Below are 23,743 nucleotides of genomic sequence, written 5' to 3'. Positions count from 1 at the left end.
AGCGCCGACATGCCGACCTGCCCGAACGGACACCAGTCGGGTTCCGACGACTGGTGCGAGGTCTGCGGTCACCGCATGGCCGGTGCCGTGCCCCCGCCCCCACCGCCGCCGCCCCAGGCCGCCGGTTACGGCTACCCACAGCCGGGCCCGGCCCAGGCCCCGCCGCCGCCCGGCGCTCACCCTGGGAGCCGCCCCCATCTGTCCGCCGTACCGGACCCCGAGCCGGAGCTCTGCCCGCAGTGCCGTACGCCGCGTGAGGGCGGCGCGCCGTTCTGCGAGGAGTGCCGGTGGAACTTCCTGACGAACACGGCGACTTCGTACACCCCGGCCGCCCCGCACCCCTCGGCCCCCGGCCCGGCCGTGCGCTACCAGCAGCAGCCGCCGCCCGGTCCGTCGTACGGGGGCGGAGAGTCGTACGACTACCAGAGCTCGCGTCCGTCGCAGATGAACCGGCCCGCCGAGCCGCTCCCGCCGTTCGGCACCGACCCCTCGGCGCCTTCCGGTCCTCCTGGTCCGCCCGGTCCTGGTGGTCAGCCCGGCTACGGTGGTCAGCCTGGTCCTGGTGGACAGCCCGGCTACGGTGGCCAGCCCGGCCCCGGTGGTCAGCCCGGCTACGGGGGCGATCCGTCGCGACCGGTTCCGCCGCCGCCCGGACCGACTCCTGGTGGCCCCGGAGGTCCCGGTGGTCCGGGCCATCCCGCGCAGGCGTTCCAGCAGTCCGGTCCGCCCGCCCCGCCCGCGTTCCCGCAGGAGACGAACCGGCCCCAGCCGGGCGGTCAGCCCTTCGGCGGCGGTAATGACGACTGGGTCATCTCTCCGCCCGCCTCGACCGCCCCCGCCCCCGGCGGCCCCGGCCAGGGTGGCTACGGCTATCCGCAGCCCGGCGCGACCCAGGCCCCGCCCGGCCCGCAGTACCAGCAAGGGCCCGCGACCTGGCTGGCGACCATCGGTCCGGACCGTGACTACTTCATGGCGATGATGCAGCGCTCCGGCCCCGAGGCCGCGGGCCTCAACCTGCCCGCCTACTCGCCCGAGCAGCAGCGCACGCTCGCCGGCAACCAGGTCACCATCGGCCGCCGTCGCCACTCCACCGGCGACACCCCCGACATCGACCTCTCGGTGCCGCCGGAGGACCCGGGCGTCTCGCACCAGCACGCGGTGCTGGTCCAGCAGCCGGACGGCACCTGGGCGGTCGTCGACCAGAACTCGACGAACGGCACCACGGTCAACGGCTCCGAGGAACCGATCCAGCCCTTCGTGCCGGTGCCACTACAGGACGGGGACCGGGTGCACGTGGGCGCGTGGACGACGATCACGATCCGGCGGGGCTAAGGACTCCGCGGGAAGTGCAGCAATGGGCCGTAGATCTCCTGCGGGCCCGTAGTGGCTGGTCGCGCAGTTCCCCGCGCCCCTTCGGGGCGCTGCCGACTTCGCCAGAGCCGCTTAGTCCGCCTTCTGCCCGTCACTCGGTCAGCAGCTGCGGACGGTCGTTCGGGAGGGGCCACGCATACGGGCCCTCCGGTTCGTCCAGCCATGCCCACTCGTGCTCGCCGCTGATCGTGATGCCGTAGCGCTCGCGCTGCGGCTGCCCCTCGCGCTGCCACAGCGCGTACGCCTCCTGCGGTTCGAGGCCGCCGCGGCTCAGGGCCAACAGGAAGCGGAACAGCTCGTGCTCCCGGGCCCGGCGCGGTACGCCGCCGAGGTGCGCGGGTTCCGCGTCCGGCCTGCCGGAGCCACGCAGCGGCACGAAATAGGCGGGTGTGTGCAGGAACCGCCCCTCGGCGTGCTCGGCGTCCTGCACCTCGAGCGCGATCAGGCCGGTGGCCAGCGGTGTCAGGATGCGGGCGCCGGGACGGCACTGGGCCAGCCAGGCGCGCGGGACCGAGGTCAGTGTGCAGGTCGCGATGATCCGATCGAAGGGGGCGCGTTCCGGCACCCCGCGCGCTCCGTCGCCGGTGACGACGGCCGGGTGGTAGCCGGCGGCGGCCAGGTGCCGGCGGGCCGACTCGGTGATCTCCGGTTCCAGGTCAACGGTGGTGACCAGGTCGTCGTCGCCGAGCCGGTGGGCCAGCAGGGCCGCGTTGTAACCGGTGCCCGCGCCGACCTCCAGGACCCGGTTGCCGTCCTCCACGCACAGTTCGACCAGCATGATCGCCATGAGCGAGGGCTGGCTGCTGGACGAGACCAGCTCGCCGTCGCGCATCCGGGTGGCCAGCGGGGTGTCGGCGTAGGCACCGCGCACCCAGTGTTCGCGCGTGCGCGGGTCGGGGCTCTCGCCCCACCGGCGTTCGTAGCCGCCCATGACGCCGACGTAGTAGTACGGCACGAAGAGGTGGCGCGGCACCGCTTCGAACGCCTCCCGCCACACCGGATCCCCGGCCCAGGCCCCGCTCAGCTCGATCTCGCGCACCAGCGCCGCCCGCGCCGAGGCGGCGAGATCGTCGAGGTCGCTGTCGAGAGCGTGGGTACCCATACGTCCACTGTCCTGCGGTACGGGCCGGGACGCGAGCACCCGTACCGGCCGAACCGGAATCGACCGGTCAGTACGGGGATCAGTGCGGGGTGGTCAGTACGGGGATCAGTACGGGTGGTCCTAAGCCTTGAGTCCTGGTCCGCCCCGTCTGAGACCATGGGTGATGTGAATGAGATTCGGCGCGGCACGCTTCAGGAGCAGACCTTCTACGAGCAGGTCGGCGGGGAGGAGACCTTCCGTCGGCTCGTCCACCGTTTCTACGAGGGAGTCGCCGAGGATCCGATCCTGCGGCCCATGTATCCCGAGGAGGACCTGGGCCCGGCCGAGGAGCGCCTCACCCTCTTCCTGATCCAGTACTGGGGCGGCCCGACGACGTACAGCGAGAACCGCGGCCACCCCCGCCTGCGGATGCGCCACGCGCCCTTCACCGTCGACCGTGCGGCGCACGACGCCTGGCTGAAGCACATGCGCGACGCCGTCGACGAGCTCGGCCTCTCCGAGGAACACGAGCGCACGCTGTGGAACTACCTGACGTACGCGGCGGCCTCGATGCTGAACACCCCGGGCTGACCGGCAGCAAGCCGGCTAGCGGGACACGCTGACGTCCAACGCCCCAAGTCCCGCCCTGCGTACGGCAATCGACCCGTACGGCGTACGCAGCCTGAGCCACGCGCCCGACGAGAACAGCCCGAGCTGGGGGGCCTCGTCGGGCGTGGACGTGTCCTGTCGTACGCGAAGAAAGCCCAGTGACTGCGCCGCGTGCACGGCCCGCACCGGCAGATGCGTGTCCCCGACCGACCGGGACCAGATCTCCCGCCCGATCCGGTCGAGTTCGCCCCGGGTACGCCGCTCGGGCGTCAACTCCTGCGTACGGGACCGGAATTCGGCAACCCCGGCCCTGACCATCGCCCGCAGGGCGTCCGGCGCCGGCAGCCCCGGCACGGACCGCCACCCGCCGCGCGGCGGCAGCACCCCGGCCCACGGCGGGCCGGTGACCGCGTCCGGCACGACGGCTGTGGCCGCCGGCTCGTCCACGGCCTCCAGCAGCTCACCGGCGGAGACGGTCGCGTCCAGCGTGACGTCGAGCCCGTTCTCGTACGGCTTACCGAGCCGCACCGCACGGATCGCCAGCACCTCGAAGGACGGCGGCCGCCCGAAGACGGCGAGCGCGGTCCCGGCCGCCTGAAGGCGCACCGCTGCTCCACGGTCGTAGTGGAGCAGCCGGGAGAGGAAGGCCGCGAGATCCGCCGCCTCCCCCTCGTCGGCGAGGTGGAGCACCGTCATGCGGCGACGGCCTCCTCCTCGTCGTCATCCCTGTACTCGGCGAGGAACTCCCGTTCCTCCGCCGTGAGCCGACGCGGACGCTGTGCCTCGAAGTCGAACGGCACTATCACCGTCGAGGCCCGGACATAGACCTGGTCCGGATCCTTGACCTCGTAGGTGATGGTGAACGAGGCCGCCCTTATCTGTGTGATCCACAGCTCGATGTCCACGGGCGTGTGCCGGTGGACGAGCTGCCGCTTGTAGTCGATCTCGTGGCGCGCCACCACCGACCCCTGCTTGAAGTCCTTCTCCGGGCGGAACAGGAAGTCGATACGGGCCTCCTCCAGGTAGCGGAGGAAGACCACGTTGTTGACGTGGCCGTACGCGTCCATGTCCGCCCAGCGCAGCGGGCAGCGGTAGATGTGCCGCAAGAGATCAGCCCCGGGTCAGCTTCTTGTAGGTGGCACGGTGCGGGCGGGCGGCGTCCGGGCCGAGCCGCTCGACCTTGTTCTTCTCGTACGACTCGAAGTTGCCCTCGAACCAGAACCACTTGGACTCACCCTCGTAGGCGAGGATGTGCGTGGCGACTCGGTCCAGGAACCACCGGTCGTGGGAGACGACCACGGCCGCACCCGGGAACTCCAGCAGCGCGTTCTCCAGGCTGGACAGGGTCTCGACGTCGAGGTCGTTCGTCGGCTCGTCGAGGAGCAGCAGGTTGCCGCCCTGCTTGAGGGTGAGCGCGAGGTTCAGGCGGTTGCGCTCACCGCCGGAGAGGACGCCGGCCGGCTTCTGCTGGTCGGGACCCTTGAACCCGAAGGCGGAGACATACGCCCGCGAGGGCATCTCCACCTGCCCCACATTGATGTAGTCGAGCTCGTCACTCACGACGGCCCACAGCGACTTCTTCGGGTCGATGTTCTCGCGGCTCTGGTCGACGTACGAGATCTTGACGGTGTCGCCGACCTTGATCGTGCCGGAGTCCGGCGTCTCCAGGCCCTGGATCATCTTGAAGAGGGTGGTCTTGCCGGCGCCGTTCGGCCCGATGACCCCGACGATGCCGTTGCGGGGCAGGGTGAAGGAGAGGTCGTCGATGAGGACCTTGTCGCCGAAGCCCTTGGAGAGGTTGTTGACCTCGACGACGATGCTGCCGAGCCGCGGGCCCGGCGGGATCTGGATCTCCTCGAAGTCCAGCTTCCGCATCTTGTCCGCCTCGGCGGCCATCTCCTCGTAGCGGGACAGACGCGCCTTGGACTTGGCCTGCCGCCCCTTGGCGTTGGACCGCACCCAGTCGAGTTCTTCCTTGAGCCGCTTCGCCCGCTTGGCGTCCTTCTGGCCCTCGACCTTGAGGCGGGACTGCTTCTTCTCCAGGTACACGGAGTAGTTGCCCTCATAGCCGATGGCGCGACCGCGGTCGAGCTCCAGGATCCAGCCCGCGACGTTGTCGAGGAAGTACCGGTCGTGGGTGACGGCGACGACGGTGCCGTCGTACTTCGCGAGGTGCTGCTCCAGCCACTGCACGGACTCGGCGTCCAGGTGGTTGGTGGGCTCGTCGAGGAGCAGCAGGTCGGGGGCTTCGAGGAGCAGCTTGCAGAGCGCGACGCGGCGCCGCTCGCCACCGGAGAGGTTGGTGACGGGCCAGTCGCCGGGCGGGCAGCCCAGGGCGTCCATGGCCTGCTCCAGCTGCGTGTCCAGGTCCCACGCGTTGGCGTGGTCCAGGTCGTCCTGAAGCTTGCCCATCTCCTCCATGAGCGCGTCCGAGTAGTCGGTCGCCATGAGCTCGGCGACCTCGTTGAAGCGGTGGAGCTTGCCCATGATCTCGGCGGCGCCGTCCTGCACGTTCTCCAGGACCGTCTTGGACTCGTCGAGCGGCGGCTCCTGGAGGAGCATGCCGACGGAGTAGCCGGGCGACAGGAAGGCATCGCCGTTGGACGGCTGCTCGAGCCCGGCCATGATCTTGAGAACGGTGGACTTACCGGCACCGTTCGGACCGACCACACCGATCTTCGCGCCGGGCAGGAAGCTCAGCGTCACGTCGTCAAGGATCACCTTGTCGCCGTGCGCCTTACGCGTCTTGCGCATGGTGTAGATGTACTCAGCCAAGAGAAACCGTCCGGCAGCTTGAATTCTGGCAGTGGGCAGATACACCCCATCTTGCCCGACCGCTACCCCTGGGGGGAAACGGGTATGGCCGGGGGGCTGTGACCTGGGGGTTCGCCGCTGGCGGCGCTGGCCCGGCTGTCACTGCCGGTCGTCGTGCCGTCGAACAGGTACAACCTGCCTCGACCCGACGGCGTGACCGAGGACCACACGCCGAACCACTGCTCGGCGCCCCACTCCTCGAACCGCTCCACCTCGGTGAACCCCAGCTTCGCCGCGAGGCGCATCGAGCGGTCGTTGGCGGTCTGGGTACAGAGCACCACCGGCTCGCCGGGAAGCGCGTCGGCGAACCAGTCGAGTGCCGCTTCGCACGCCTCGGCGGCGTACCCGTATCCCCATGCCTCTGGCAGGAACAGGTAGCCGAGCTCGGCCTCTCCGGCATCCGGACGGACATGACTCCGATGCTCCGCGTCCCGCCGGTTGAGCTCGATGGTGCCGATCATCGCTCCGTCGAGCTCGATCACGAAAACGCCGGGGCGCCTCTCGGGCGCCTCAGGCACCGTGCGCTCCAACTCATCACGCGGTCGAGGGCCGCCTATGTAGGCACCCACCTCCGGCGATGCGAACAGCTCGATGAACGCCGCACGGTCCCGGGCCTCGGACTCGCGGAGCACGAGCCGTTCGGTCCTTATCGGGGCAGGTGGCCAGGCGACAGGTCCGAGTCCGGTCATGGCGGGCAACCTATCGCACGCCCGCGCGAGTGCTCTGAAGGAGAAGGGCCTGGACACGGCCCCCCATCGGTGGGAAACCTGCTGGTGAGCGGCCCTTTATCCCCCGCGCGCTCAGCTCTTCGTGGGCGAGTTCTTGTTGCGTACGAGGATCAGGACGCCGCCGCCGATCACGACCAGGGCGATGGCGGTGCCGCCGATGAGGGGGGTCGTGCCGGAGCTGCCGGTTTCGGCGAGGTTGGTGTCGGGTGCGGTGCCGCCCACAGTGGCCGGGCTCGGCTCGCTGAGGATCTGGGTCGAGTCGCCGCTCTCACTGCCCTGCGTCTGGCAGTCGAGGACGCCGGTGAACCGCTTCTCGAAGCCGCCCGGAGCCTCGATCGTGAAGTCATAGGCCTGGTCCTCGCGCAGGGGGATCGTCACCGTCCGGGACTCGCCGGCCGCGATGGTGTGCTCGATCGCCATCAGCTCGAAGGTGAACTCCTCGTCGCCCTCGTTGGCCGCGGTGAGGTCCACCCCGCCCACAGCGCAGTTCTTCACCGCGGACAGTGCGGGTATGGCGCCCTGCTTCGCCCAGCTCGCGCTTGCCGTCGCCGAGACCGTGGACTCGCTGGAGCCGGCCAGGATCTGCGTCTGGCTGCGGCTCTCGGAGGCGAAGGCACGGCCCACCGGCACGGTGGTGGAGGCCTGGACGGTCAGCTCGGCCGCCCCCGCTGCGGCGTCCTCCGGCACCTCGAAGAACAGTTCGCTGCCGTCGCCCGCCGAGGTGACGGCCTTGCCGTCCCGGTCGACGATCGTCACCCCGCTCGTGGCGGCGTCGGCAGGCGGTGTCACCGTCACGGAGTCCGCGTTGGTGTGCACCGTCACCGGGCCGAGCCGCTCGCCGGAGCGGCCGGAGACCGCGGGCGGGTCCAGGGTCAGCGACGCCTTGGGCTCCGCCACGTCGCGGGCGTTCTTCTGGAGGTAGTCCGCGAGCTTCTCGGCCTGCGGGTCGACGGCGTCGACGTCCACGTCGTCGGAGTAGCGCCAGATGGCCACCTGGGTGCCGGCCGCCGCGTCCTGCTCGGTGAGGCCGCCCTTGACGCCCGCCTTGGCGGCGAGCGCCGCGAGGTCGTTCACCTGCGGGTAGGAGTTCTGAAGGATCCAGCGGATCCTGCCCGCGTCCTTGTTGACGCCCAGCGAGGTGCCGCTCCAGGGCGTCTCGTGGTACTTGGCATCCTTCTGCGTGGGGTTGTGGATGTCGACGCAGTACGTCTGGAGCATGCCGCCGCCCTCGACGGACATCTCGAACAGGCCCGCCGACAGCTCCTGGTCGCCGGCCGGGTCGTGGATCACGGCCGCGCCGTACGTCTTCAGGCCACCTATGGTGGCGGTCGCCCCGCCCTGGTTCTGCGTCGTCCCGTCGGCGGCCGCCGGGCCGGCACCGGCCATCACACCGGCGACGGCGGCGAGCCCGGACACCAACGTCGCCGCGGCGAGGCGGACTGCCCCTCGCCCGCGCACGGACGACGCAGAGAACGAAGAAAACACAGAATTCCCCTTCGAGCAGGACCCGTTGACGTGGGGGTACGGTCCCACCAGCAGAATCAGAAGCCCCGAGAGCTACGCACCGCATCCTAAGGACGTGGCGCACCACGCCTCCCAGAGATGCCGTCGGACAACCGATCCGACTCGGAATCGTTATCGCCAAGACCGCTTGTGAGCAGGGCTTATCGACAAATCCACCACAGTTGTGGGGCACGCATTCGCCGATAAGCCGCAGTTCAGTCAGGTCCGGACGACAGCCGACAATCGCCTCACGGCCACAGCTGGAATCGCGTCCACGACGACAGCTGACATCACGTCACCGCCATGGGTTCCGGCTCCCGTTGGGCATCCGCGCCGGCCGTGTCACCGGGTGGAGTCTCCCAGCTGGGCTCCGGCTGCGACGGTGAACCTGCCGCCCCCATATCCGGCTTGTTCGCGCGCCGGAACGCCGACGTGCCCCGTGCGAGGTCGTGCCCGATCGCCACCGCGTCGATGTCGGCCGACGTCCAGCTCTGCCCCTCGCGCACGTCCGAACGTACCTTCAGCCTGCCCTGCACGATGACCGGATCGCCCACCGACAGAGACGCCGCCGCGTTCGTGGCCAGCTGCCGATTGGCCCACACCGTGAAGAAGTTGGTGTGCCCGTCGGTCCAGACGCCCTTCTCCCGGTCCCAGTAGCGCGCGGTCACCGCCAGCCGGAACCGCGCCGAACTGCCCGCCGCCAGATCCCGGTACACCGGCTGCGTCGCCACGTTGCCCACAGCGCAGACCATCGTCTCGTTCATCACAACCCCTCCCTCGCCCCGAGCGCTCACCCCGGGCGGAAACGCCGACGGGCCCGTCCCGTACGGCTGCGTCTGCCGCAACGACCGCGCACACCAGGTACGCCGCCGTCACCGCGGCGACCGCGTCCGACGCGATCGCCGCAGAGCCAGACTGCCTCCGCCGGGCCGAGCCCGCTGAGCGCTGTGGACCACCGCCAGCCTGTGGAAAACTCGCTCACCCGAACGAGCGATCCGCACAGGGGAACCCCGAAGCGGCCCACAGAGGCGCCCCGGAAAGGGACCGGAAAAGGGACCGAGAGCGGTCCCCCGCCTCACCTCGCCACGGCCTCCACCCCCAGCACCCTCCCGTACTGCTCCCGCACCTCCCGATACCGCAGCAGCTCTGCCGCCACCGGATCCAGCACGCGCGCCCGCCCGCATCCGGCGGCCGCCTCCCGCAATCGCCGCTCCGCCTCGAGCCCGTACCGCCGCGCCGGTCCCCGCGCCGCCAGCTTGCAGCTCCACTCGACGAGCGGGCCACCGATGATGCCGGCGACCATCAGCAGCACCGGCACGCCCAGGTTCGGCGCCATGGTCCGAAAGATCTGCCCCGTCAGCCACAGCCCGCCGACAATCTGAAGGATCGTCATGGAGGCCTGCGCCAGCACCGCCACCGGCCACCACCCCGGCCGCGGCGGCCGCCCCGGAGGCAGCCCGGCCCGCGCCGCCAGCTCGTCCAGCGCCTCGGGCAGCCCTTGCGCCCCGCGTACGGCCGCTTCCCGCACCGCCTGCGCCCAGGGAACGGGCAACCCCGCCGAGGCCCGGTCGGACACTGCCCGCACCGCCTGCTCGACGCGCTGCCGGGCCGTGGCCTCCTCGTCGGCCTGCGCGCGCAACGTCTGCCGCCCGGTGGGAGGTTCGCGCCGGTCGTTGTACCACCGCCACAGTCGCAGCCAGGGCGTGCCGCACGCGCGGCCGGCGTTGCGCAGCCACGCGCGTTCGGCGGCCTCACCGGCGGCGGTGGCGCCCACCGCGTCCGCGAGCCGCGCGGAGAACTCGTCCCGCGCCTCCTCGCTGAGCCCGGTCTGCCGCCCCGTGGCGTAGAGCGGCCGCAGCCGCCCGGCCGCGGCCTCCACGTCGGCCGAGATCCGGCGCGCCGCGGCCCCGCGCTCCGCCACGAACTGACCGAGCGCCTCGCGCAGGTCCCCCACCCCGTCCCCGGTGAGAGCGGAGAGCGCGAGCACGACCGTGCCCGGCTCGCCGTACTCCCCCAGCGCGATCCCGTCCTCGTCGAGCAGCCGCCGCAGGTCGTCGAGGACCTGATCGGTGGCCTCCCCGGGAAGCCGGTCGATCTGGTTGAGGACCACGAACATGACCTCCGCGTGCCCCGCCAACGGCCGCAGATAGCGCTCATGCAGCACGGCGTCGGCGTACTTCTCGGGATCGACGACCCAGATGACCGCGTCGACGAGCGCCAGGACCCGGTCCACCTGCTCGCGGTGCTCCACGGCGGCCGAGTCGTGGTCGGGCAGGTCGACCAGGACGAGCCCGCGCAACTCCGCCTCCGCGTCCGGGTTCTGAACCGGGCGCCGCCGCAGCCGCCCCGGAATGCCGAGCCGGTCGATGAGGGACGAGGCGCCGTCGCTCCAGCTGCACGCGATGGGGGCGGCGGTGGTGGGCCGACGCACCCCGGTCTCCGAGATGTTCACTCCGGCGAGCACGTTGAACAGCTGCGACTTTCCGCTGCCCGTGGCGCCCGCGATCGCCACGACGGTGTGCTGCCCGGAAAGCCTGCGCCGCGCCGCCGCCTCGTCGAGGACGCGTCCCGCCTCGGCCAGCGTCGCGCTGTCGAGCCGCGCGCGGGACAGCCCGACCAGTTCACGCAGCCCGTCCAGCCGCGACCGCAGCGGCCCGTCGTACGCCAGCGGCGCCACGTTCTGCGGTCCGGAGCGCCTCGTCTCCACGACGGCGACCGGCTCCGCGACGGCGCTCTCGTCGACCCGCCGCGCGATGAGCCCGTCGTCCCAGGGGGCGCCGGATTCGGTACGGCCGGACTCAGTACCGGCGGATTCGGCACCGCCGACCTCGCCACGGCCTGATTCGGCACCGCCGGATTCCTGTCGACCGGAATTCTGCCGACCAGAGCTCTGCCGACCGGACTCCGAGGGACCGGATTCCGTACGACTGGACTCCGTACGACCGGATTCCATACGACCGGACTCCAGCCGCCCAGATTCCGCACGCCCAGATTCCGCACGACCGGACTCCAACCGCCCAGAATCCAACCGCCCAGAATCGCCACCGTCCCCCACGCGCGCGATCTCGTCGCGGTCGCCGTCGCCCCCGTCCTCGAAGGGCCGGTCGTCCATGGATGCGCTCTCCTCGTCCTGGCTCTCCCCGCGGACGCCGTTGTCGAAAGAGCCCTCTTCAGGGAGCTCGATGTCGAGGCGGGCGTCCTCGGAGACCACGTCCTCCGGATGATCGGCGTGCTCGGTGTGGTCCTGGTCAGTGATGGCGGTCACCGGTCACCTCTCCTTCTGCAGTACGGACAACGCGGCGATGAGTTCGGCCTGGGGTTCGGGGTGTACTTCGAGTGCGTCGAGCGGGGCGAGACGGCGTTCGCGTTCGGTGTGCATGACCCGGTCCAGGTGGTCGGCGAGCAGCCGTCCGCCCCGGTCGCGCAGCCGCAGCGCACCGTGCGCGCCGATCCGCTCGGCGAGCCCCTCACCGGCCGAGCGCGCCCGGCGGCCGCCGAGCAGGGTGGTGGCGGCGAGGGCGGAGACCACCTCGGCATCGGGCGCGACACTCCGGTCGAGGTCGCGCACCTCCTCCTCGGCGTACTCCTCGAGCTCCCGCCGCCATCGCCGTACGGCCATCCCGATCCGGTGTTCGGCGCTCTCCGGAGACGGATCGGGGTCCGTGAGCCCGGGGGCACCCGAGGCGGGTTCGCGCCGCCAGGCGTCGTTGACGCGCTCGTCGGCGGCGGTGACGGCGCACAGCAGGAGCGCGGCGAGGCTCTCCACCAGGGCGTCGAGCAGCTCGCCCGCGGAGCAGTCGAGCGGGAAGGCGCGCCACCGCTTCAGGGCGTCGCCCGCGAGCACGGCGCCCGCCTGCAAACGACCCCGCACGCGCGCGTACTCGCTGTCGTACGCCCCGTCGACGGCGGCGGTGAGCCGTAGCGCGGCCGCGTACTGGGCGGCGGCGGCGCTGGCCAGCTCGGGCATCCGGGACCTGAGCGACTCCAGGAGGCCGTACGCCGTACGGGCCGTCGAGTGCGCTCGGGCGGCCGGCTCCTGCGCCTGCTGGACGAGCCAGGTCCGCAGCGGCGCCACAGCCGTGGCGGGCAGCAGGCCGCCGCCCCAGGCCGACTCGGGCAACTCAGGCACGGTGAACCGGGGCACATGGCCGAGTCCGGCCTTGGTGAGCAGCGCCGCGTACTGCCGGGACACCTCGGAGACGACCTGGTGGGGTACCCGGTCGAGGACGGTGACCAGGGTGGCGTCGTACTCCTTGGCGGTGCGCAGCAGGTGCCAGGGCACGGCGTCGGCGTAGCGGGCGGCAGTGGTGACCATGAGCCAGATGTCGGCCGCGCACATCAGCTCCGCGGCGAGCACCCGGTTGTCGGCCACCAGGGAGTCGATGTCCGGCGCGTCGAGGAGGGCGATGCCCCGCGGCAGGGTTTCGGCGGTCTCGACCCGCAGCACACGCGCCGGGTCCTCGCCCGGCAACAGGAGTTCGTCGCCCGGGTCCTGATGGGGCGCCCACACGCGCGTGAGGTCGGGCAGCACCCGCATCCCGCTGAACCAGTGATGGTCCTCCGGGTTGCACACCAGCACCGGAGTGCGTGTCGTCGGCCGCAGTACCCCCGCTTCGCTGACCCGCCGCCCCACAAGGGAGTTGACCAGCGTCGACTTCCCGGCGCCGGTGGATCCTCCCACCACGGCGAGCAACGGCGCTTCAGGTTCCCTCAACCGGGGCACCAAGTAGTCGTCGAGCTGAGCGAGCAGTTCGTCGCGGTTGGCACGCGCGCGTGGGGCCCCCGCCAGGGGTAGCGGAAAGCGTGCGACGGCGACACGGTCGCGCAGGGCGGAAAGTGCGTCAAGCAGCTGAGGCCGTACGTCCAAGGTCACCACATGCGAAGAATGCCCAATTTTAGGGGATATCTGAAGCATATGAGCATGTCTGCGCGCCGACAGGACACAAGGGATGGAAGGGATGAGTGGGGCGAGGGCAAAGCCCAGGCATAACGAGTGCACAACACCCGAGGCGGGAGACGCCAAAAGCGATGCACGATTCGTACCCGCCTGCGATTATCAGGACCGCTTCACTGAACCTCCACATTGAGCCACGGAGGCGAAGCAACAGGGACACGGACCCAGGAGCTCTATCCTTGTCCCCGGCAACGTCACGGATCAGCCCACACCCGGGCACCACGACAGAGGCCACCACACCCGGCCCCCGTAGCTCAGTGGATAGAGCAGGCGCCTTCTAAGCGCTTGGCCGCAGGTTCGAGTCCTGCCGGGGGCGCCGCCCTGCTTTTAGTCATCGCAGGTCAGGGGGCATTTTCCGGCTTCCGTGCCCAGTCGCGCCCTATCGCGACACTAGTCTGCACGTGCGCGTATCCGCAGGCCAAACACCGTCCCACCAGGTCTTGGTCGTCTTACCGCGCAGCCGCAGGTTCGCGCCCCACATGTATGTCGCGAGTCGCGGAAACCTCGCTATCCGTTACCGCTTGCGCGGGTTTCTCGGCTTCCGCTGTCCGGCAAGTTCGGCCAGGAGTGCGGCCGTTGACCATCACGTCGTTCCGCGACCACAGGTAGGTGGCCACTCGCGAAGCATCCCCTTGGCGTGCCTACCTTGACCTATCTTGCGGATACGTTGGTGGCCATGGGCGAGCAGATGAGCGAGAAACAGCTCGATGAAATGGTCGAACAGGCCACTGTGGATGCCTACGAAGACGAGGAGCAGCTCACCGGGTTGTTCACGATGATCGCGGAGCAACTCGCTGTGCCGTTCAAGACGATCGTTCTCGGGGTGGAGGTCACCGTGAAGAAGGTGGACCTGCTGCCCGGCAGTCGGATCGTGGCGATCTGTACACACGGCAGGTATCGGCAGGCGATCGGCATTCTCGACCTTCTGTTGCCCGATCCGCCACCCGAGGGAGCCGAGTGGATCGAGGCGTACCGGCATTGGGAACGTTAAGGGCCGACTGGGTCAGTTGCCGTCCGGTGGTGCGGGCCGGTAGCCGTGATCGGCGAGCCAGGCCCGGGACCGGCCCAACTGCCGTTCCGCCGAGAACAACCGGTACCGCTGCAGTTGCGCCGGCGAAGTGGTCAGCATGTCCTTGAAGCGGCGGAACGCCCCCTGCCCCCGGATCGCGATGCCGAGGAACCCGGCGAGGTCCCGGTCATCGAGGGTGACGATGAAGTCCTCCATGTCACGGTAGGCGTCGCGCGATTCCGCGCTCGGAACATGCAGCCAGCGCTCGTCGTCGTCCGATTCGTCCTCGGACCAGGGTTCCTCGGTGTCCACGACGGCGGGGCGGCACTCGCCGGTGTTCAGGTCGATACGACCACCACTCCAGGCAGGATCGCCTTCCAGCAGGCCGGACAGCTCCTCCAGGTCGACCGGCAGCGGCCGCAGCACAGTGGCCACTGAGCCGACCACGGTGTCAAGCTGCCCGGCGAGCACCTCGTCGCCCGGCCAGCCCCGCTCACCCAGAGCGGCCGCACACCGGGCCGCCGTCTCCCTGGCACCGGGCACGCCTCGCGATGCGGCCGCGCCAAGCGCGTCGCCGCACTGCTGCAGCACATCACCGACCTCATGCGTGCCCAGCAGGGCGAGCAGGGACGGGCCGTCCGCAGTACGGCAGGCGGCGCGGAGCGCCTTGAGTGCGTCGTCGGTCCAGGCCTCGGTCATGTCCGCGAGGCTACGCCGACGCGTACGCCGCAAGTCATCGGCTGCTGTCAGAATGCGGTGGTAGCCATGGAGACCAATGCAGGGAAGCCCTCCGGCAGGCGGCGACCGCCGGTGTTCGGCCCAGAGCCCTGGCCTCATGCGGCGCCGTCCGGCCGGTGGTCGTACTGGGACGTGTGGTTCACCGTCGCGTGCGTGGTGGACTGCGGAGGCGACTGGGATGAGTTCGATGGTCGTCGAGGCCACCGAACGCTACGACTGGTACCTACCAGGCATAGTGCCGCGCACCGAGTACGACGTCGCCCTCCCCCCACCGTCGAACTGCATCAACTGGCCCGCACGGCACGGCTGCTCGCCAAGCAGCGCCGCAAGCTCTCACTGACCGCCCGCGGCCGCCGGCATCTCGGCGACCCTGCGCTCTTGCAGGCCACCGCCGCCCAGGCGTGGTTCGGCGACGGAGTCAGGGCCGAGTTCGCCGAGGCCGCCGCGGCGGCCCTGCACGGCGGGGAGCACACGCTCGACGACCTCATCAGCGCCGTCCAGGCCCTGGCCGCCAAGGCGTTCACCCAACCCCGAAGCCGGACGACACCCGCCACGCCCTGTGGCAGTGGCTGCGGCGTCCCGGCGAGGCACTCGGCTTCCTGTCGTACCGCGACCGCCGCCGCTCCACCATCGTCCGCACCCCATTGGCCGTGCCGCCCTCACCGCGCTGCGGACACGCTCCCCCATCGCACCAAGGAGCACACCTCACGGCCGGGTCGGCAGTACACATCCGAGCTTGAGCAAGGCAGGGCGAAAGGGCCGGCAGGTCACCAGGGGCGACCGCGAGACGCCGCGGGCCGATCCGGGAGCACAGCGCACCCGCCCTGGAGTCCTTCGCGACGAGAACAGCCTGCGCCTCATCGACGCACTCCAGCACGTGGCGCGGCCCCAGATTCCGCAACCCTTTCGGCGCGGGAGGCCGCATCGGTCAGTGGGCGCCGGGTCTTCTCGCTGCACCGCGGCCTGCCCGCAGCCGCTACAGCTCGCTCCTGCCCGGCACCGCTCGTATCGGCTCAGCCTCCAGCGCCTGAGGACGGTGTCCGGACGGCTCCTGCCACCTCGCCCCATCTCTGTCCCCGCCCGCCGACAGCGGCGATAGGGTCCGCCGTGTGAGCGAGTGTCAGTACTACGAGTTCCAGGCCCTCGACCGGCCGCTCAGCCGCGAGGAGCAGGAGCAGCTGCGGGCCATCTCCACCCGGGCCCGGATCACCGCGACCAGCTTCACCAACGCCTACAACTGGGGTGACCTGAGCGGGAATCCGCGCCGCATGGTCGAGCGCTGCTTCGACGCCCACCTGTACGTCACCAATTGGGGCACCCACCGGCTGATGCTCCGCCTGCCCAGGCAGACCCTGACCCTGCCCATGGTGAAGCCGTACTGCCTGGACCACCACGTCGATGCCTGGGCCACCCGCACCCACCTCCTCCTCGACTTCACCAGCGAGGACGAGGGCGGCGACTGGGTGGAGGGGGCCGACGACTCGCTGGCCGCCCTGATCGGCGTACGCGACGAACTCTCTACCGGCGACCAGCGCCCCCTCTACCTGGCCTGGCTCTCCGCACTCGCCGCCTGGGAACTCGAAGACGACAAGGAGGACGAGTACCAGTCCTGGCCCGAACCACCCGTCCCGGCCGGGCTCGGCGAGCTGACCGCATCGCAGCGCGCGCTCGCGGACTTCCTGCGCGTGGACGCCGATCTACTCGCGGCCGCGGCCCAGGCCAGCCCCTCCGCGCCCAAGGAACAGGCCAGGCCCACTAAGAAGGAACTCGCTCCACTGATTGCGGCCGTCCCGGAGAAGGAGAAGGACACCCTGCTCCTGCGACTCGTCCTCGGCCCGGAACCCCAGCTGCGCACCGAACTCCTGCACCGCCTACGCGGCACCACCGCTCCCGCCGCTGTTGCCGGGCTCCGGTCCGCCGCCCACCTCCTGGACGCCGCTCACGCCTTGCGTACCGAACGCCGCCGGCGCGCCGAACACGAACGAGCCGCGGACCGCACCCAGCATCTGACCGCCCTCGCCCGCGAGGCCGAGTCCGCCTGGCAGCGGATCGAGACACACATCGCCACCAAGAAGACCGCCGCCTACGACCAGGCCGTCACTCTCCTCGCGGAACTGCGTGACGCGTACGCCCACACCGGCCGGGACACCGACTTCCACCAGCGCCTGACCCGCCTGCGCGAGGACTACCAGCACCGCCCCGGCCTCATCCACCGCCTCGACCGCCACAGTCTCCGGTAACGGCTCCCACCGCCGCGGCGCCAAGACCCCCGGGCAGGGCCGCTCAGGGAAGCAGTGTGAACGCGGGAACGTGATCGGGCACGACCGCCCGGAAATGCCGGTGGTCGAGCGTCGCGACATCCGTCAGCTTCAGCCGCTCCGCCACAGCGACCACTGAAGCATCCGCGACACCCAGCGGAAAGCCACGGTAGCGGTGCATCAGCTCAGCGGTCCGGGCCATGTCCCGCTCATCGGGAAACACCTGCACCAGATCACCGCCGACCACGGACTCCACCAGGTTGACCTCGGCCTCGGCGCCCAGATACTTCCCGACCAGATAGCAGCATTCGGTCAGCACGTACGGGGTGACGACAAGGTCGCCGTCGTACGACTCCAGGAGCTCGGCGCACCGCTCGTGATCGGGGTCGTTGCGGTTGAGGAGGGCGACGAGCGGACCGGTGTCAACGATCAGCATCGTCCTCGCCGATCTCCGCCCGCGCGATGTCCTTCGCCCGGGCGCCGAGATCGGTCGCCGGGCCATCGAAGCTCCGCAGTATCCGGAACCGGCTCGGCGCGGGTTTCACCAGACGCAAAGCGTGACGACGCAGCTCCTCCGCCTGTTCGGGCTCCAGGCGATCGATGAGCTCGTGCAGTTCTCTGTAGTCGTACGCCGAGGTCATGGCCGCTTCCTCTCCACCGCGCCGTACGTCCACGATAGCGTCGCCACGCCCGCCGCGGTGGCCACCAAGTCACGGCAGCGCGCCCGCCGCCGACGAGGTTTCCCGGCGGCGGGCGCCTGTGGTCCGTCTCGGTCCTTCCGACGATCGTCAGCGTTCCTGGTGGGCTCGGTTCTGGAACGGGCAACGGGAGACCTTCGACGGGTGGCTCACGCCTGAGATAGAGGCTGCTTTGCACCCCCTCCTGCGACGACAAGCAGAAGGGGGCTCTAGGGGGTCCCGGCTGTATTGACCAGACAGGCGCTGGGGACCGATCGCCGTCTGCGGACCCCGAGACGCGAGGGTCCGCAGACGGCGATCGAGTAGACCTCCATCCGGCTCTCGCTCGTCCTTGGTGGAGGTCGCACGTAAAGAGAATCCGGGGTTTACGTGAGTCTTCAGTGAGATGAGAGTGAGAGGACTCTCATGGCTCCCGCGCAGGTGAAGGTGGCTGTCAGGCCACCTTCACCAGTGGCGGGAGCGCTTCGCCAGGCTCCGTCAGCGAGCAGGCCTGGCCCCGGCATCACAACCGTCAGCGTCCCTTCTCCAGCTCGATGAAGCTCTGGAGGCGCTTGAGGATCGTTCGCTGGGCGTGATGGAACCTGCGCCCGATCAGGGGGCTCATCAGCCAGACGAGGGCGTTGCTTGGCCGGAACGTGCTGTGCGCCGTCACCAGGGTCCCGCCTTCGCGGAGTTCGAGGTTGAAGCCGGTCCGCCAGTCGGTGACCTTGTGGCTGAACCCGGTGGAGTCGTCCTCGACCACCCAGGTGATCCGCCACTCCTCGTCCAGTTGGATGCAGCGCTCCGAGGTCGCCCCCGGCCTGTGGTCGATCATCACTTTGCACGTGCGGACTTCCCCGAGGCGGTGCTCGCCGGTGATGCGGACGATGTACGGGTGCCAGCGGGCGTGTGCCTGCGGGTCCTTGATGGCGTGCCAGACGGCGCTCACCGGGGCGTGGATCAGCCGTTCGTCGTCAATCTTCACTTCGGCCATGGGGCCTCCTCCGACGTTGTCCCCTGCCGGTGGCTCAACTGACCTTGTGTCAGCCGTTGTGGTCCTTGGCCAGCGCCTGCGGTGCGGCGATCGGCGAGTGCCGCCCGTAGGCGTGCGCTGGACCCGGAGGCGGCGTCGGACACCACCACCGGCGGCGTCATGCCCCAGGCGGCACGGGGGGCGAGCATGTCAAGGGCGAGCAGCCACTTCTCGCGGTGCCCGACATCGGCCGGGACATGGGTCTTTGCCCGGCGATCGGGGCCTGATGCCCATTCTCTTGGCAGGAACAGCCGCCACTGCAGCGGGCAGGACGCGGCGTCGGTGACCGAGTGGACGCTCACCGCGACCTGGCAGTTGGCCCGTTTGCCCAGGTCCCTGCAGTGCTGCCGGGCCACCTCGACCGACGTCCGGCCGTCCTTGGGCGCTGACATGTCGTCGATTTGCCAGGCCTCCGGGTTGATCAATGACAGCGTGCGCTTGACGATCCGCCGCTGCACCGGCGCTGGGTCCCCCGTGGAGTGGTTCACGAACTGCCGCAGGTTCTGCTCGTTGCCGTCCGGCAGCAGGCCGGCCATCGCCTGGATGGACTTGCGGCGGCCGTCCAGCATCAGACCGAGCGGGGAGCAGTCGCCCTTGGCCCGCTGGTCCCTCCGCGGCATCGAGGCGAATACCTGGGCTACGAAAATCGCCAACTCCACCTGAAAATCCTCCACTTGAGGCGCGTCCACAAACCCAACGTGCTCCCCGACAGGCCCGACGGAACGACCCAACGGAGTTCTCCTAACGGTTCAGCCCTTGACCGCTCCCATCGTGAATCCGGAGACGAACCGGGCCAGAAACAGGTTGAAGACGAAGGCGATCGGCACTGCGATCAGCACGTTCGACGCCTGGAGCGACTGCCAGAAGAACACGTCGCCGCGGATGAGCTCGGTGGGCACGCCTGTGCTGGCGACCTTCTCACCGGTCGGCGAGACGAAGGACAGGGCGTAGATGAACTCGCTTGCGGTCAGCGTGAAGGCGAAGACGACCACCGCCACGACGCCGGGGAACAGCAGCGGCAAGACCGTGCGCAGCAGCGCGCCGAGCCGGCTGTAGCCGTCGACCATCGCCTGCTCCTCGATGTCCCGCGGCAGGGCCTTGAGGAAGCCGATGAGCAGCCAGGTCGAGACCGGGACGGTGATGGTCGGGTAGATCACCACCAGTGACCAGGTGGAGTCCTGCAGCCCCAGCCAGACCACGATCCGGGTGAGGGAGAGGAAGAGCAGGCTGGGCGGTATGAGGTAGACGAAGAAGATCGCGATCCCCATCGGCCCGGCCCACGGCCGGTTGAGCCGGGTGATGGAGTACGCCGCCGGCACACCGAGGACGAGGGTGATGCCGACAACCAGCAGGCCGACCCAGAGGGTGTTCCAGGCGAAGGTCGGGAACGCGGTGTCGGTGAACAGGTAGCTGACGTGGTCCAGCGTCGGCGGCCGGTTGTACCAGAACGGGTTGTGCTCCGGGTCGTAGAGGTCGGCGTTCAGTTTGGTCGCCGTCACCGCACTCCACAGGAACGGGCCGGCGCACGCCAGCGCGGCCAGCACCGCGGCGGCGTACAGGCCAGCCCGGGCCAGCAGGTGCCGGCGGGCGTAGTGGCGCCGCAGGCGCTCCGCCTCCCGCGGTTCGACGACGTCCGTCTGCACGGTGACTGTCGTCTCGTCGGCCATCAGAGCGTCTCCATCCGCCGTACGGCGCGGAGGATGAGGACGGCGGCGGCGAGCAGCAGCGGGAACAGGAACAGCGCGATCACCGCGCCCTGGCCGATGTCGCCGCCCCCGATACCGCGCGTGTAGGACCAACTGGCCAGTACGTGGGTGGAGTTCTCCGGCTTGCCGCCGGTGAGCACCTGCACCACGGCCATGTCGGTGAACGTGAAGATCGCGCCGAACAGCGCGGCTACCGCGATCAGCGGGAACGTCAGCGGGATGGTCACCTCGAACATCCGCCGCCAGTAGCCGGCGCCGTCGATGCGGGCCGCCTCCTCTATGTCCCTGGGGATGGACAGCAGGCCGACCATCATGATGACGGCGGCGAGCGGGACCAGCCGCCACACGTGCACCGCGATGATGGAGACCATCGCGAGGTTCGGGCGGCCCAGCCAGTACATGTGGCCGTCGATCAGGCCGACGGTGCGCAGCACCCAGTCGATCGGGCTGTAGATCGAGTGCAGCAGCCACAGCCAGGTGATCGAGGAGAGCGCGACCGGTGTTGTCCAGGGCAGCAGGACCAGGAAGCGCACGATCCACTTGCCCCGGAAGTCGGCGATGAGGATGTTGGCGAGCACCTTGCCGAGGACGACGATGCAGACCATCGACACGACTGTGAACACGAAGGTGTTGCGCAGCGACTGCCAGAACACCTCGTCGTCGAAGACCCGGCGGAAGTTGGTCAGACCCGCCCAGTCGTACGACGGATCGCCGCCGGTGACGTCGCTGAAGGCGAATGCGATCGCGAGGCAGAACGGGACCGCGACCAGGGCGATGATGTAGACCACGGTGGGTAGCAGGAAGAGCCAGGCCAGGAACCCCTCCCGGTCGGCCAGCCGGGCCCGGGCCGCGGAGCGAGCGGTCGCGGTGGCGTCGGGGGTGTCGAGCCCGGCCTCAGTCATGACGTGAGTCCAGCCGGATCGGTGCGGTGCGCACCCCGGTCGCGGCCTCGAAGAACCGCACCCGGTCGACGCCGACGGCGAAGTCGTGCACCTCCCCCGGGTGCAGCGGGACGGTCACGGTGGCAGGCAGTCGCGCGATCGCCCGGGTGTCCTCGCCGATGCCGGTCACCGTCCCGTAGAGGTGGCGGTCACCGGAGAGGTACTCGATCCGCTCGATGTGGAACGGCGTGGTGACCCGCTCCCTGGCCGCGCTCGCCACCGGGAGCAGGTGCTCCGGACGGAACCCCACGAGCGTGCCCTCCCACCGGACCAGGTTCATCGGCGGCGACCCGATGAACGTCGCGACGAAGGTGTCCGCCGGGTCGTCGTACACCTCCACCGGTGGCCCGAGCTGGCGCACCCTGCCGCGGTTCATCACGGCGATCCGGTCGCCGAGGCCCATCGCCTCGGCCTGGTCGTGGGTGACGTAGAGCGTGGTGGTGCCGACCCGCTGCTGGAACCGCTTCAACTCGTCGCGCGCGGTGGCACGCAGCTTCGCGTCCAGGTTGGACAGCGGCTCGTCCAGCAGGAACACCTGCGGGTCGCGTACCAGGGCGCGGGCCAGCGCCACGCGCTGCCGCTCGCCGCCGGACAGCTGCCGGGGCTTGCGCTCGGCGAGGTGGCCGATGCCCAGCAGCTCCGCCGCCCATCGCGCCTTGCGCTCCCGCTCCGACCGGTCCGTCTTCGCCGCCTTCAGCGGGAACTCGATGTTCGCGAGCACGGACTTGTGGGGGTAGAGCGCGTAGCTCTGGAACACCATCGCGACCTTGCGGACCCGCGGCGGCAGGCCGGTGACCACCAAACCGCCGATGAGCACGTCGCCCGCCGTGGGCTGCTCGAGACCGGCAATGGTGCGCAGCAGCGTGGTCTTGCCGCATCCGGAGGGCCCCAGGAGGACCAGGTACTCGCCCTCCTCGGTGGCGAGGTCCACGCCGTCAACCGCATGCACGTGCCCGCCGTCGTACACCTTCTCGAGGTTTCTGACCTCGACCGCAACCGCCATCGACGACTCCCCCGCCGCTCAGCCGCCGCCGACCAGTCCGCGCTGCCGCCAGCGGGAGAAAATCCGCTCGCACTCGTTGTGCGCCCGCTGCACGCTCTGCTCCGGGCCTGCCGTGCCGCGCGCGGCCCGGGCGAACATGTTCGGGATCACATAGGTGCCGAGGATCTCCCCGATCGCCGGGCTCGACGGACCCGGGTGTCCGATACTGGCGCTCCACTCCGTCGCCGTCTCGACATCGCTGAGGAAGGCCAGCTTGTCGGCCGGCTCAGCGCCGAACGGGTCCTTCTTGAGCCAGGCGCCGAGCTGTGGCGCCAGGCTCGTCCGGGAGGGGAAGTCGTAGAGGCGGGAGTGGTACGTCGCGAGCCCGAAGTTGTCGGTGAAGTGCAGCAGGAACTCCTTCGCCGCGTCCGGGTTCCCGGCGTGCTCAGGGATCACGTAGTTGTACATCACGTGCTGGGCCGCCAGGCCGGTCGCCGGTCCCTTGAGCGCCGGGGTGAAGAAGGTGTCGTCGGCGATCTCCGGGTTGGTTTCCTGGGACGACCGCCAGGCCGAGATCGAGTTGAGGATGTAGCTCAGCTTGCCCGCGATCAGCCCCTCGTTGTTGCTCGCGGCGTTCCAGGAGAACACCTCGTCGGTCATGGCCTGCTTGAACAGCTTCTGCATGAACTCGACGGCCGCGACCGTCTCGGGCGAGTCGAGGACGACGTTCTCGTTCTCGTCCTGGATCGAGGCCCCGTACGACCAGAGCAGCGCATGGCCCGCCATGTTGGAGTCGATCTCCTGCGACATGCCGAGGCCCACCGGGAGGTTCCGGCTCACCTTGATCTCGCTGCCGCCCTCCAGCAGCTCTTCCCAGGTCGAGGGACCGTCCGGGAGCCCGACGGGCTCCCACAGGCTCTTCCGATAGTCCCCTGGGTCGGGGACCCACCCGGGGGAGAAGGCGTAGAACTTCTGCGTGTGCGGGTTGTAGCTGGACTCCTTGCACATCGCCAGCTGCACGCCGTGCCGCTTGTCGGCCTCCTCGGTGACGTCGGTCAGATCGAGCACGCTGGGCTCGAACTGCGAGAGCGTCGCGATGTACTGGAGCAGGTCGTGTCCCTGACCGGCCTGGATCTCGGATGCGATCCGGCTCGGGATGTTGGCGACGTCGATGAGATCCACATCGACCCGGACCCCAACCCGCTTGCCCCAGTCGGCGGCGAACTTCTTGAACCACTCGTCGTGGCTGGGCACGAAGTGACTCCACATCAGAATCCTCAGGCTGCCCGATAGCTTCGCCGACGGCTCCCTGAACGCCGCACTCGGCGCCTTCTCTCCC

Annotated in this window: 21 protein-coding genes, 1 tRNA gene and 2 pseudogenes; 5 read left to right on the top strand and 19 right to left on the bottom strand. The window is 69.9% G+C overall.

What is annotated here, in order from left to right:
- Positions 1-9: 9 nt before the first annotated feature.
- Positions 10-1,332, top strand: a complete 1,323-nt coding sequence (locus KCH87_RS30835) for an FHA domain-containing protein (protein ID WP_210589816.1) — start codon at positions 10-12, stop codon at positions 1,330-1,332.
- Positions 1,333-1,462: 130 nt separating this feature from the next.
- On the opposite strand, the gene KCH87_RS30830 is transcribed toward KCH87_RS30835, so the two are convergent.
- Positions 1,463-2,473, bottom strand: coding sequence for a methyltransferase domain-containing protein (locus KCH87_RS30830; RefSeq protein WP_210589814.1), 1,011 nt, complete (start codon positions 2,471-2,473; stop codon positions 1,463-1,465).
- Between the two features lie 156 nt (positions 2,474-2,629).
- On the opposite strand from KCH87_RS30830, the gene KCH87_RS30825 reads away from it, so the two are divergent.
- Complete coding sequence (locus tag KCH87_RS30825) at positions 2,630-3,043, top strand: globin (RefSeq protein ID WP_210589813.1); 414 nt, start codon at positions 2,630-2,632, stop codon at positions 3,041-3,043.
- A 15-nt stretch (positions 3,044-3,058) separates the two neighbouring features.
- Here KCH87_RS30825 and KCH87_RS30820 read toward each other — a convergent pair whose 3' ends face one another.
- From KCH87_RS30820 to KCH87_RS30785, 8 genes and pseudogenes are all read right to left on the bottom strand, one after another.
- Positions 3,059-3,757, bottom strand: a complete 699-nt coding sequence (locus tag KCH87_RS30820) for a hypothetical protein (RefSeq protein WP_210589811.1) — start codon at positions 3,755-3,757, stop codon at positions 3,059-3,061.
- Positions 3,754-4,167 (bottom strand): thioesterase family protein, encoded by a 414-nt coding sequence (locus KCH87_RS30815; protein WP_210589809.1) that lies wholly within the window; start codon positions 4,165-4,167, stop codon positions 3,754-3,756. Before KCH87_RS30815 ends, KCH87_RS30820 begins: the two co-directional genes overlap by 4 nt.
- Before the next feature lie 4 nt (positions 4,168-4,171).
- Positions 4,172-5,836 (bottom strand): energy-dependent translational throttle protein EttA, encoded by a 1,665-nt coding sequence (gene ettA, locus KCH87_RS30810; RefSeq protein WP_210589808.1) that lies wholly within the window; start codon positions 5,834-5,836, stop codon positions 4,172-4,174.
- A 182-nt stretch (positions 5,837-6,018) separates the two neighbouring features.
- A pseudogene (locus KCH87_RS30805) lies at positions 6,019-6,564 on the bottom strand (GNAT family N-acetyltransferase); the annotation flags it as partial.
- A gap of 111 nt (positions 6,565-6,675) precedes the next feature.
- Complete coding sequence (locus tag KCH87_RS30800; protein ID WP_210589802.1) at positions 6,676-8,088, bottom strand: Cys-Gln thioester bond-forming surface protein; 1,413 nt, start codon at positions 8,086-8,088, stop codon at positions 6,676-6,678.
- Positions 8,089-8,396: 308 nt separating this feature from the next.
- Positions 8,397-8,870 (bottom strand): single-stranded DNA-binding protein, encoded by a 474-nt coding sequence (locus KCH87_RS30795; protein ID WP_210589800.1) that lies wholly within the window; start codon positions 8,868-8,870, stop codon positions 8,397-8,399.
- Between the two features lie 311 nt (positions 8,871-9,181).
- Positions 9,182-11,371, bottom strand: coding sequence for a GTPase (locus tag KCH87_RS30790; RefSeq protein WP_308298950.1), 2,190 nt, complete (start codon positions 11,369-11,371; stop codon positions 9,182-9,184).
- A gap of 3 nt (positions 11,372-11,374) precedes the next feature.
- Positions 11,375-12,982, bottom strand: coding sequence for a dynamin family protein (locus KCH87_RS30785; protein WP_210589797.1), 1,608 nt, complete (start codon positions 12,980-12,982; stop codon positions 11,375-11,377).
- A 321-nt stretch (positions 12,983-13,303) separates the two neighbouring features.
- Between KCH87_RS30785 and KCH87_RS30780 the strand changes: the two genes are divergently transcribed.
- Positions 13,304-13,376: transfer RNA gene (locus tag KCH87_RS30780), tRNA-Arg, on the top strand.
- 360 nt (positions 13,377-13,736) lie between these two features.
- Entirely contained in the window at positions 13,737-14,051 is a 315-nt protein-coding gene (locus KCH87_RS30775) for a hypothetical protein (protein WP_210589794.1), read from the top strand.
- Positions 14,052-14,063: 12 nt separating this feature from the next.
- Here the strand turns inward: KCH87_RS30775 and KCH87_RS30770 are convergent, their stop codons facing one another.
- Complete coding sequence (locus KCH87_RS30770) at positions 14,064-14,768, bottom strand: UPF0158 family protein (RefSeq protein WP_210589792.1); 705 nt, start codon at positions 14,766-14,768, stop codon at positions 14,064-14,066.
- Positions 14,769-15,140: 372 nt separating this feature from the next.
- On the bottom strand, positions 15,141-15,335 hold the full coding sequence (locus KCH87_RS30765) for a hypothetical protein (RefSeq protein WP_210589789.1): 195 nt from the start codon (positions 15,333-15,335) through the stop codon (positions 15,141-15,143).
- 581 nt (positions 15,336-15,916) lie between these two features.
- Between KCH87_RS30765 and KCH87_RS30760 the strand changes: the two genes are divergently transcribed.
- Positions 15,917-17,047 (top strand): hypothetical protein, encoded by a 1,131-nt coding sequence (locus KCH87_RS30760; RefSeq protein ID WP_210589787.1) that lies wholly within the window; start codon positions 15,917-15,919, stop codon positions 17,045-17,047.
- A 43-nt stretch (positions 17,048-17,090) separates the two neighbouring features.
- Here the strand turns inward: KCH87_RS30760 and KCH87_RS30755 are convergent, their stop codons facing one another.
- From KCH87_RS30755 to KCH87_RS30720, 8 genes and pseudogenes are all read right to left on the bottom strand, one after another.
- On the bottom strand, positions 17,091-17,501 hold the full coding sequence (locus KCH87_RS30755; protein WP_210589784.1) for a type II toxin-antitoxin system VapC family toxin: 411 nt from the start codon (positions 17,499-17,501) through the stop codon (positions 17,091-17,093).
- Positions 17,488-17,706, bottom strand: coding sequence for a hypothetical protein (locus KCH87_RS30750; RefSeq protein ID WP_210589781.1), 219 nt, complete (start codon positions 17,704-17,706; stop codon positions 17,488-17,490). The genes KCH87_RS30755 and KCH87_RS30750 overlap by 14 nt, the downstream gene beginning before the upstream one ends.
- A 568-nt stretch (positions 17,707-18,274) precedes the next feature.
- Complete coding sequence (locus tag KCH87_RS30745; RefSeq protein ID WP_210589780.1) at positions 18,275-18,736, bottom strand: SRPBCC family protein; 462 nt, start codon at positions 18,734-18,736, stop codon at positions 18,275-18,277.
- A gap of 86 nt (positions 18,737-18,822) precedes the next feature.
- Positions 18,823-19,464, bottom strand: a pseudogene (locus tag KCH87_RS30740) (transposase); the annotation flags it as partial.
- A gap of 60 nt (positions 19,465-19,524) precedes the next feature.
- Positions 19,525-20,442 carry a carbohydrate ABC transporter permease gene (locus KCH87_RS30735; protein WP_210589778.1) on the bottom strand — a complete coding sequence of 306 codons (918 nt, stop codon included), beginning with the start codon at positions 20,440-20,442 and terminating at the stop codon, positions 19,525-19,527.
- Positions 20,442-21,383 carry a carbohydrate ABC transporter permease gene (locus KCH87_RS30730; RefSeq protein ID WP_210589775.1) on the bottom strand — a complete coding sequence of 314 codons (942 nt, stop codon included), beginning with the start codon at positions 21,381-21,383 and terminating at the stop codon, positions 20,442-20,444. The genes KCH87_RS30735 and KCH87_RS30730 overlap by 1 nt, the downstream gene beginning before the upstream one ends.
- Positions 21,376-22,425, bottom strand: a complete 1,050-nt coding sequence (locus KCH87_RS30725; protein ID WP_210589774.1) for an ABC transporter ATP-binding protein — start codon at positions 22,423-22,425, stop codon at positions 21,376-21,378. The genes KCH87_RS30730 and KCH87_RS30725 overlap by 8 nt, the downstream gene beginning before the upstream one ends.
- Before the next feature lie 18 nt (positions 22,426-22,443).
- Positions 22,444-23,658, bottom strand: a complete 1,215-nt coding sequence (locus KCH87_RS30720; protein WP_210589772.1) for an ABC transporter substrate-binding protein — start codon at positions 23,656-23,658, stop codon at positions 22,444-22,446.
- Positions 23,659-23,743: the final 85 nt, after the last annotated feature.

Origin of the sequence: Streptomyces sp. GESEQ-35 (genome assembly GCF_017948485.1) — a bacterium.
In the GTDB taxonomy this organism is placed as follows: Bacteria; Actinomycetota; Actinomycetes; order Streptomycetales; family Streptomycetaceae; genus Streptomyces.
This window is presented reverse-complemented; position numbering and strand designations above follow the sequence as displayed.

Excerpts from the sequence above, each read along its gene's own strand:
- KCH87_RS30835 (WP_210589816.1), top strand. The coding sequence starts at position 10 with ATGCCGACCTGCCCGAACGGACACCAGTCGGGTTCCGACGACTGGTGC.
- KCH87_RS30830 (WP_210589814.1), bottom strand. The coding sequence starts at position 2,473 with ATGGGTACCCACGCTCTCGACAGCGACCTCGACGATCTCGCCGCCTCG.
- KCH87_RS30825 (WP_210589813.1), top strand. The coding sequence starts at position 2,630 with ATGGGTGATGTGAATGAGATTCGGCGCGGCACGCTTCAGGAGCAGACC.
- KCH87_RS30820 (WP_210589811.1), bottom strand. The coding sequence starts at position 3,757 with ATGACGGTGCTCCACCTCGCCGACGAGGGGGAGGCGGCGGATCTCGCG.
- KCH87_RS30795 (WP_210589800.1), bottom strand. The coding sequence starts at position 8,870 with ATGAACGAGACGATGGTCTGCGCTGTGGGCAACGTGGCGACGCAGCCG.
- KCH87_RS30775 (WP_210589794.1), top strand. The coding sequence starts at position 13,737 with ATGGGCGAGCAGATGAGCGAGAAACAGCTCGATGAAATGGTCGAACAG.
- KCH87_RS30770 (WP_210589792.1), bottom strand. The coding sequence starts at position 14,768 with ATGACCGAGGCCTGGACCGACGACGCACTCAAGGCGCTCCGCGCCGCC.
- KCH87_RS30755 (WP_210589784.1), bottom strand. The coding sequence starts at position 17,501 with ATGCTGATCGTTGACACCGGTCCGCTCGTCGCCCTCCTCAACCGCAAC.
- KCH87_RS30750 (WP_210589781.1), bottom strand. The coding sequence starts at position 17,706 with ATGACCTCGGCGTACGACTACAGAGAACTGCACGAGCTCATCGATCGC.
- KCH87_RS30745 (WP_210589780.1), bottom strand. The coding sequence starts at position 18,736 with ATGGCCGAAGTGAAGATTGACGACGAACGGCTGATCCACGCCCCGGTG.
- KCH87_RS30735 (WP_210589778.1), bottom strand. The coding sequence starts at position 20,442 with ATGGCCGACGAGACGACAGTCACCGTGCAGACGGACGTCGTCGAACCG.
- KCH87_RS30730 (WP_210589775.1), bottom strand. The coding sequence starts at position 21,383 with ATGACTGAGGCCGGGCTCGACACCCCCGACGCCACCGCGACCGCTCGC.
- KCH87_RS30725 (WP_210589774.1), bottom strand. The coding sequence starts at position 22,425 with ATGGCGGTTGCGGTCGAGGTCAGAAACCTCGAGAAGGTGTACGACGGC.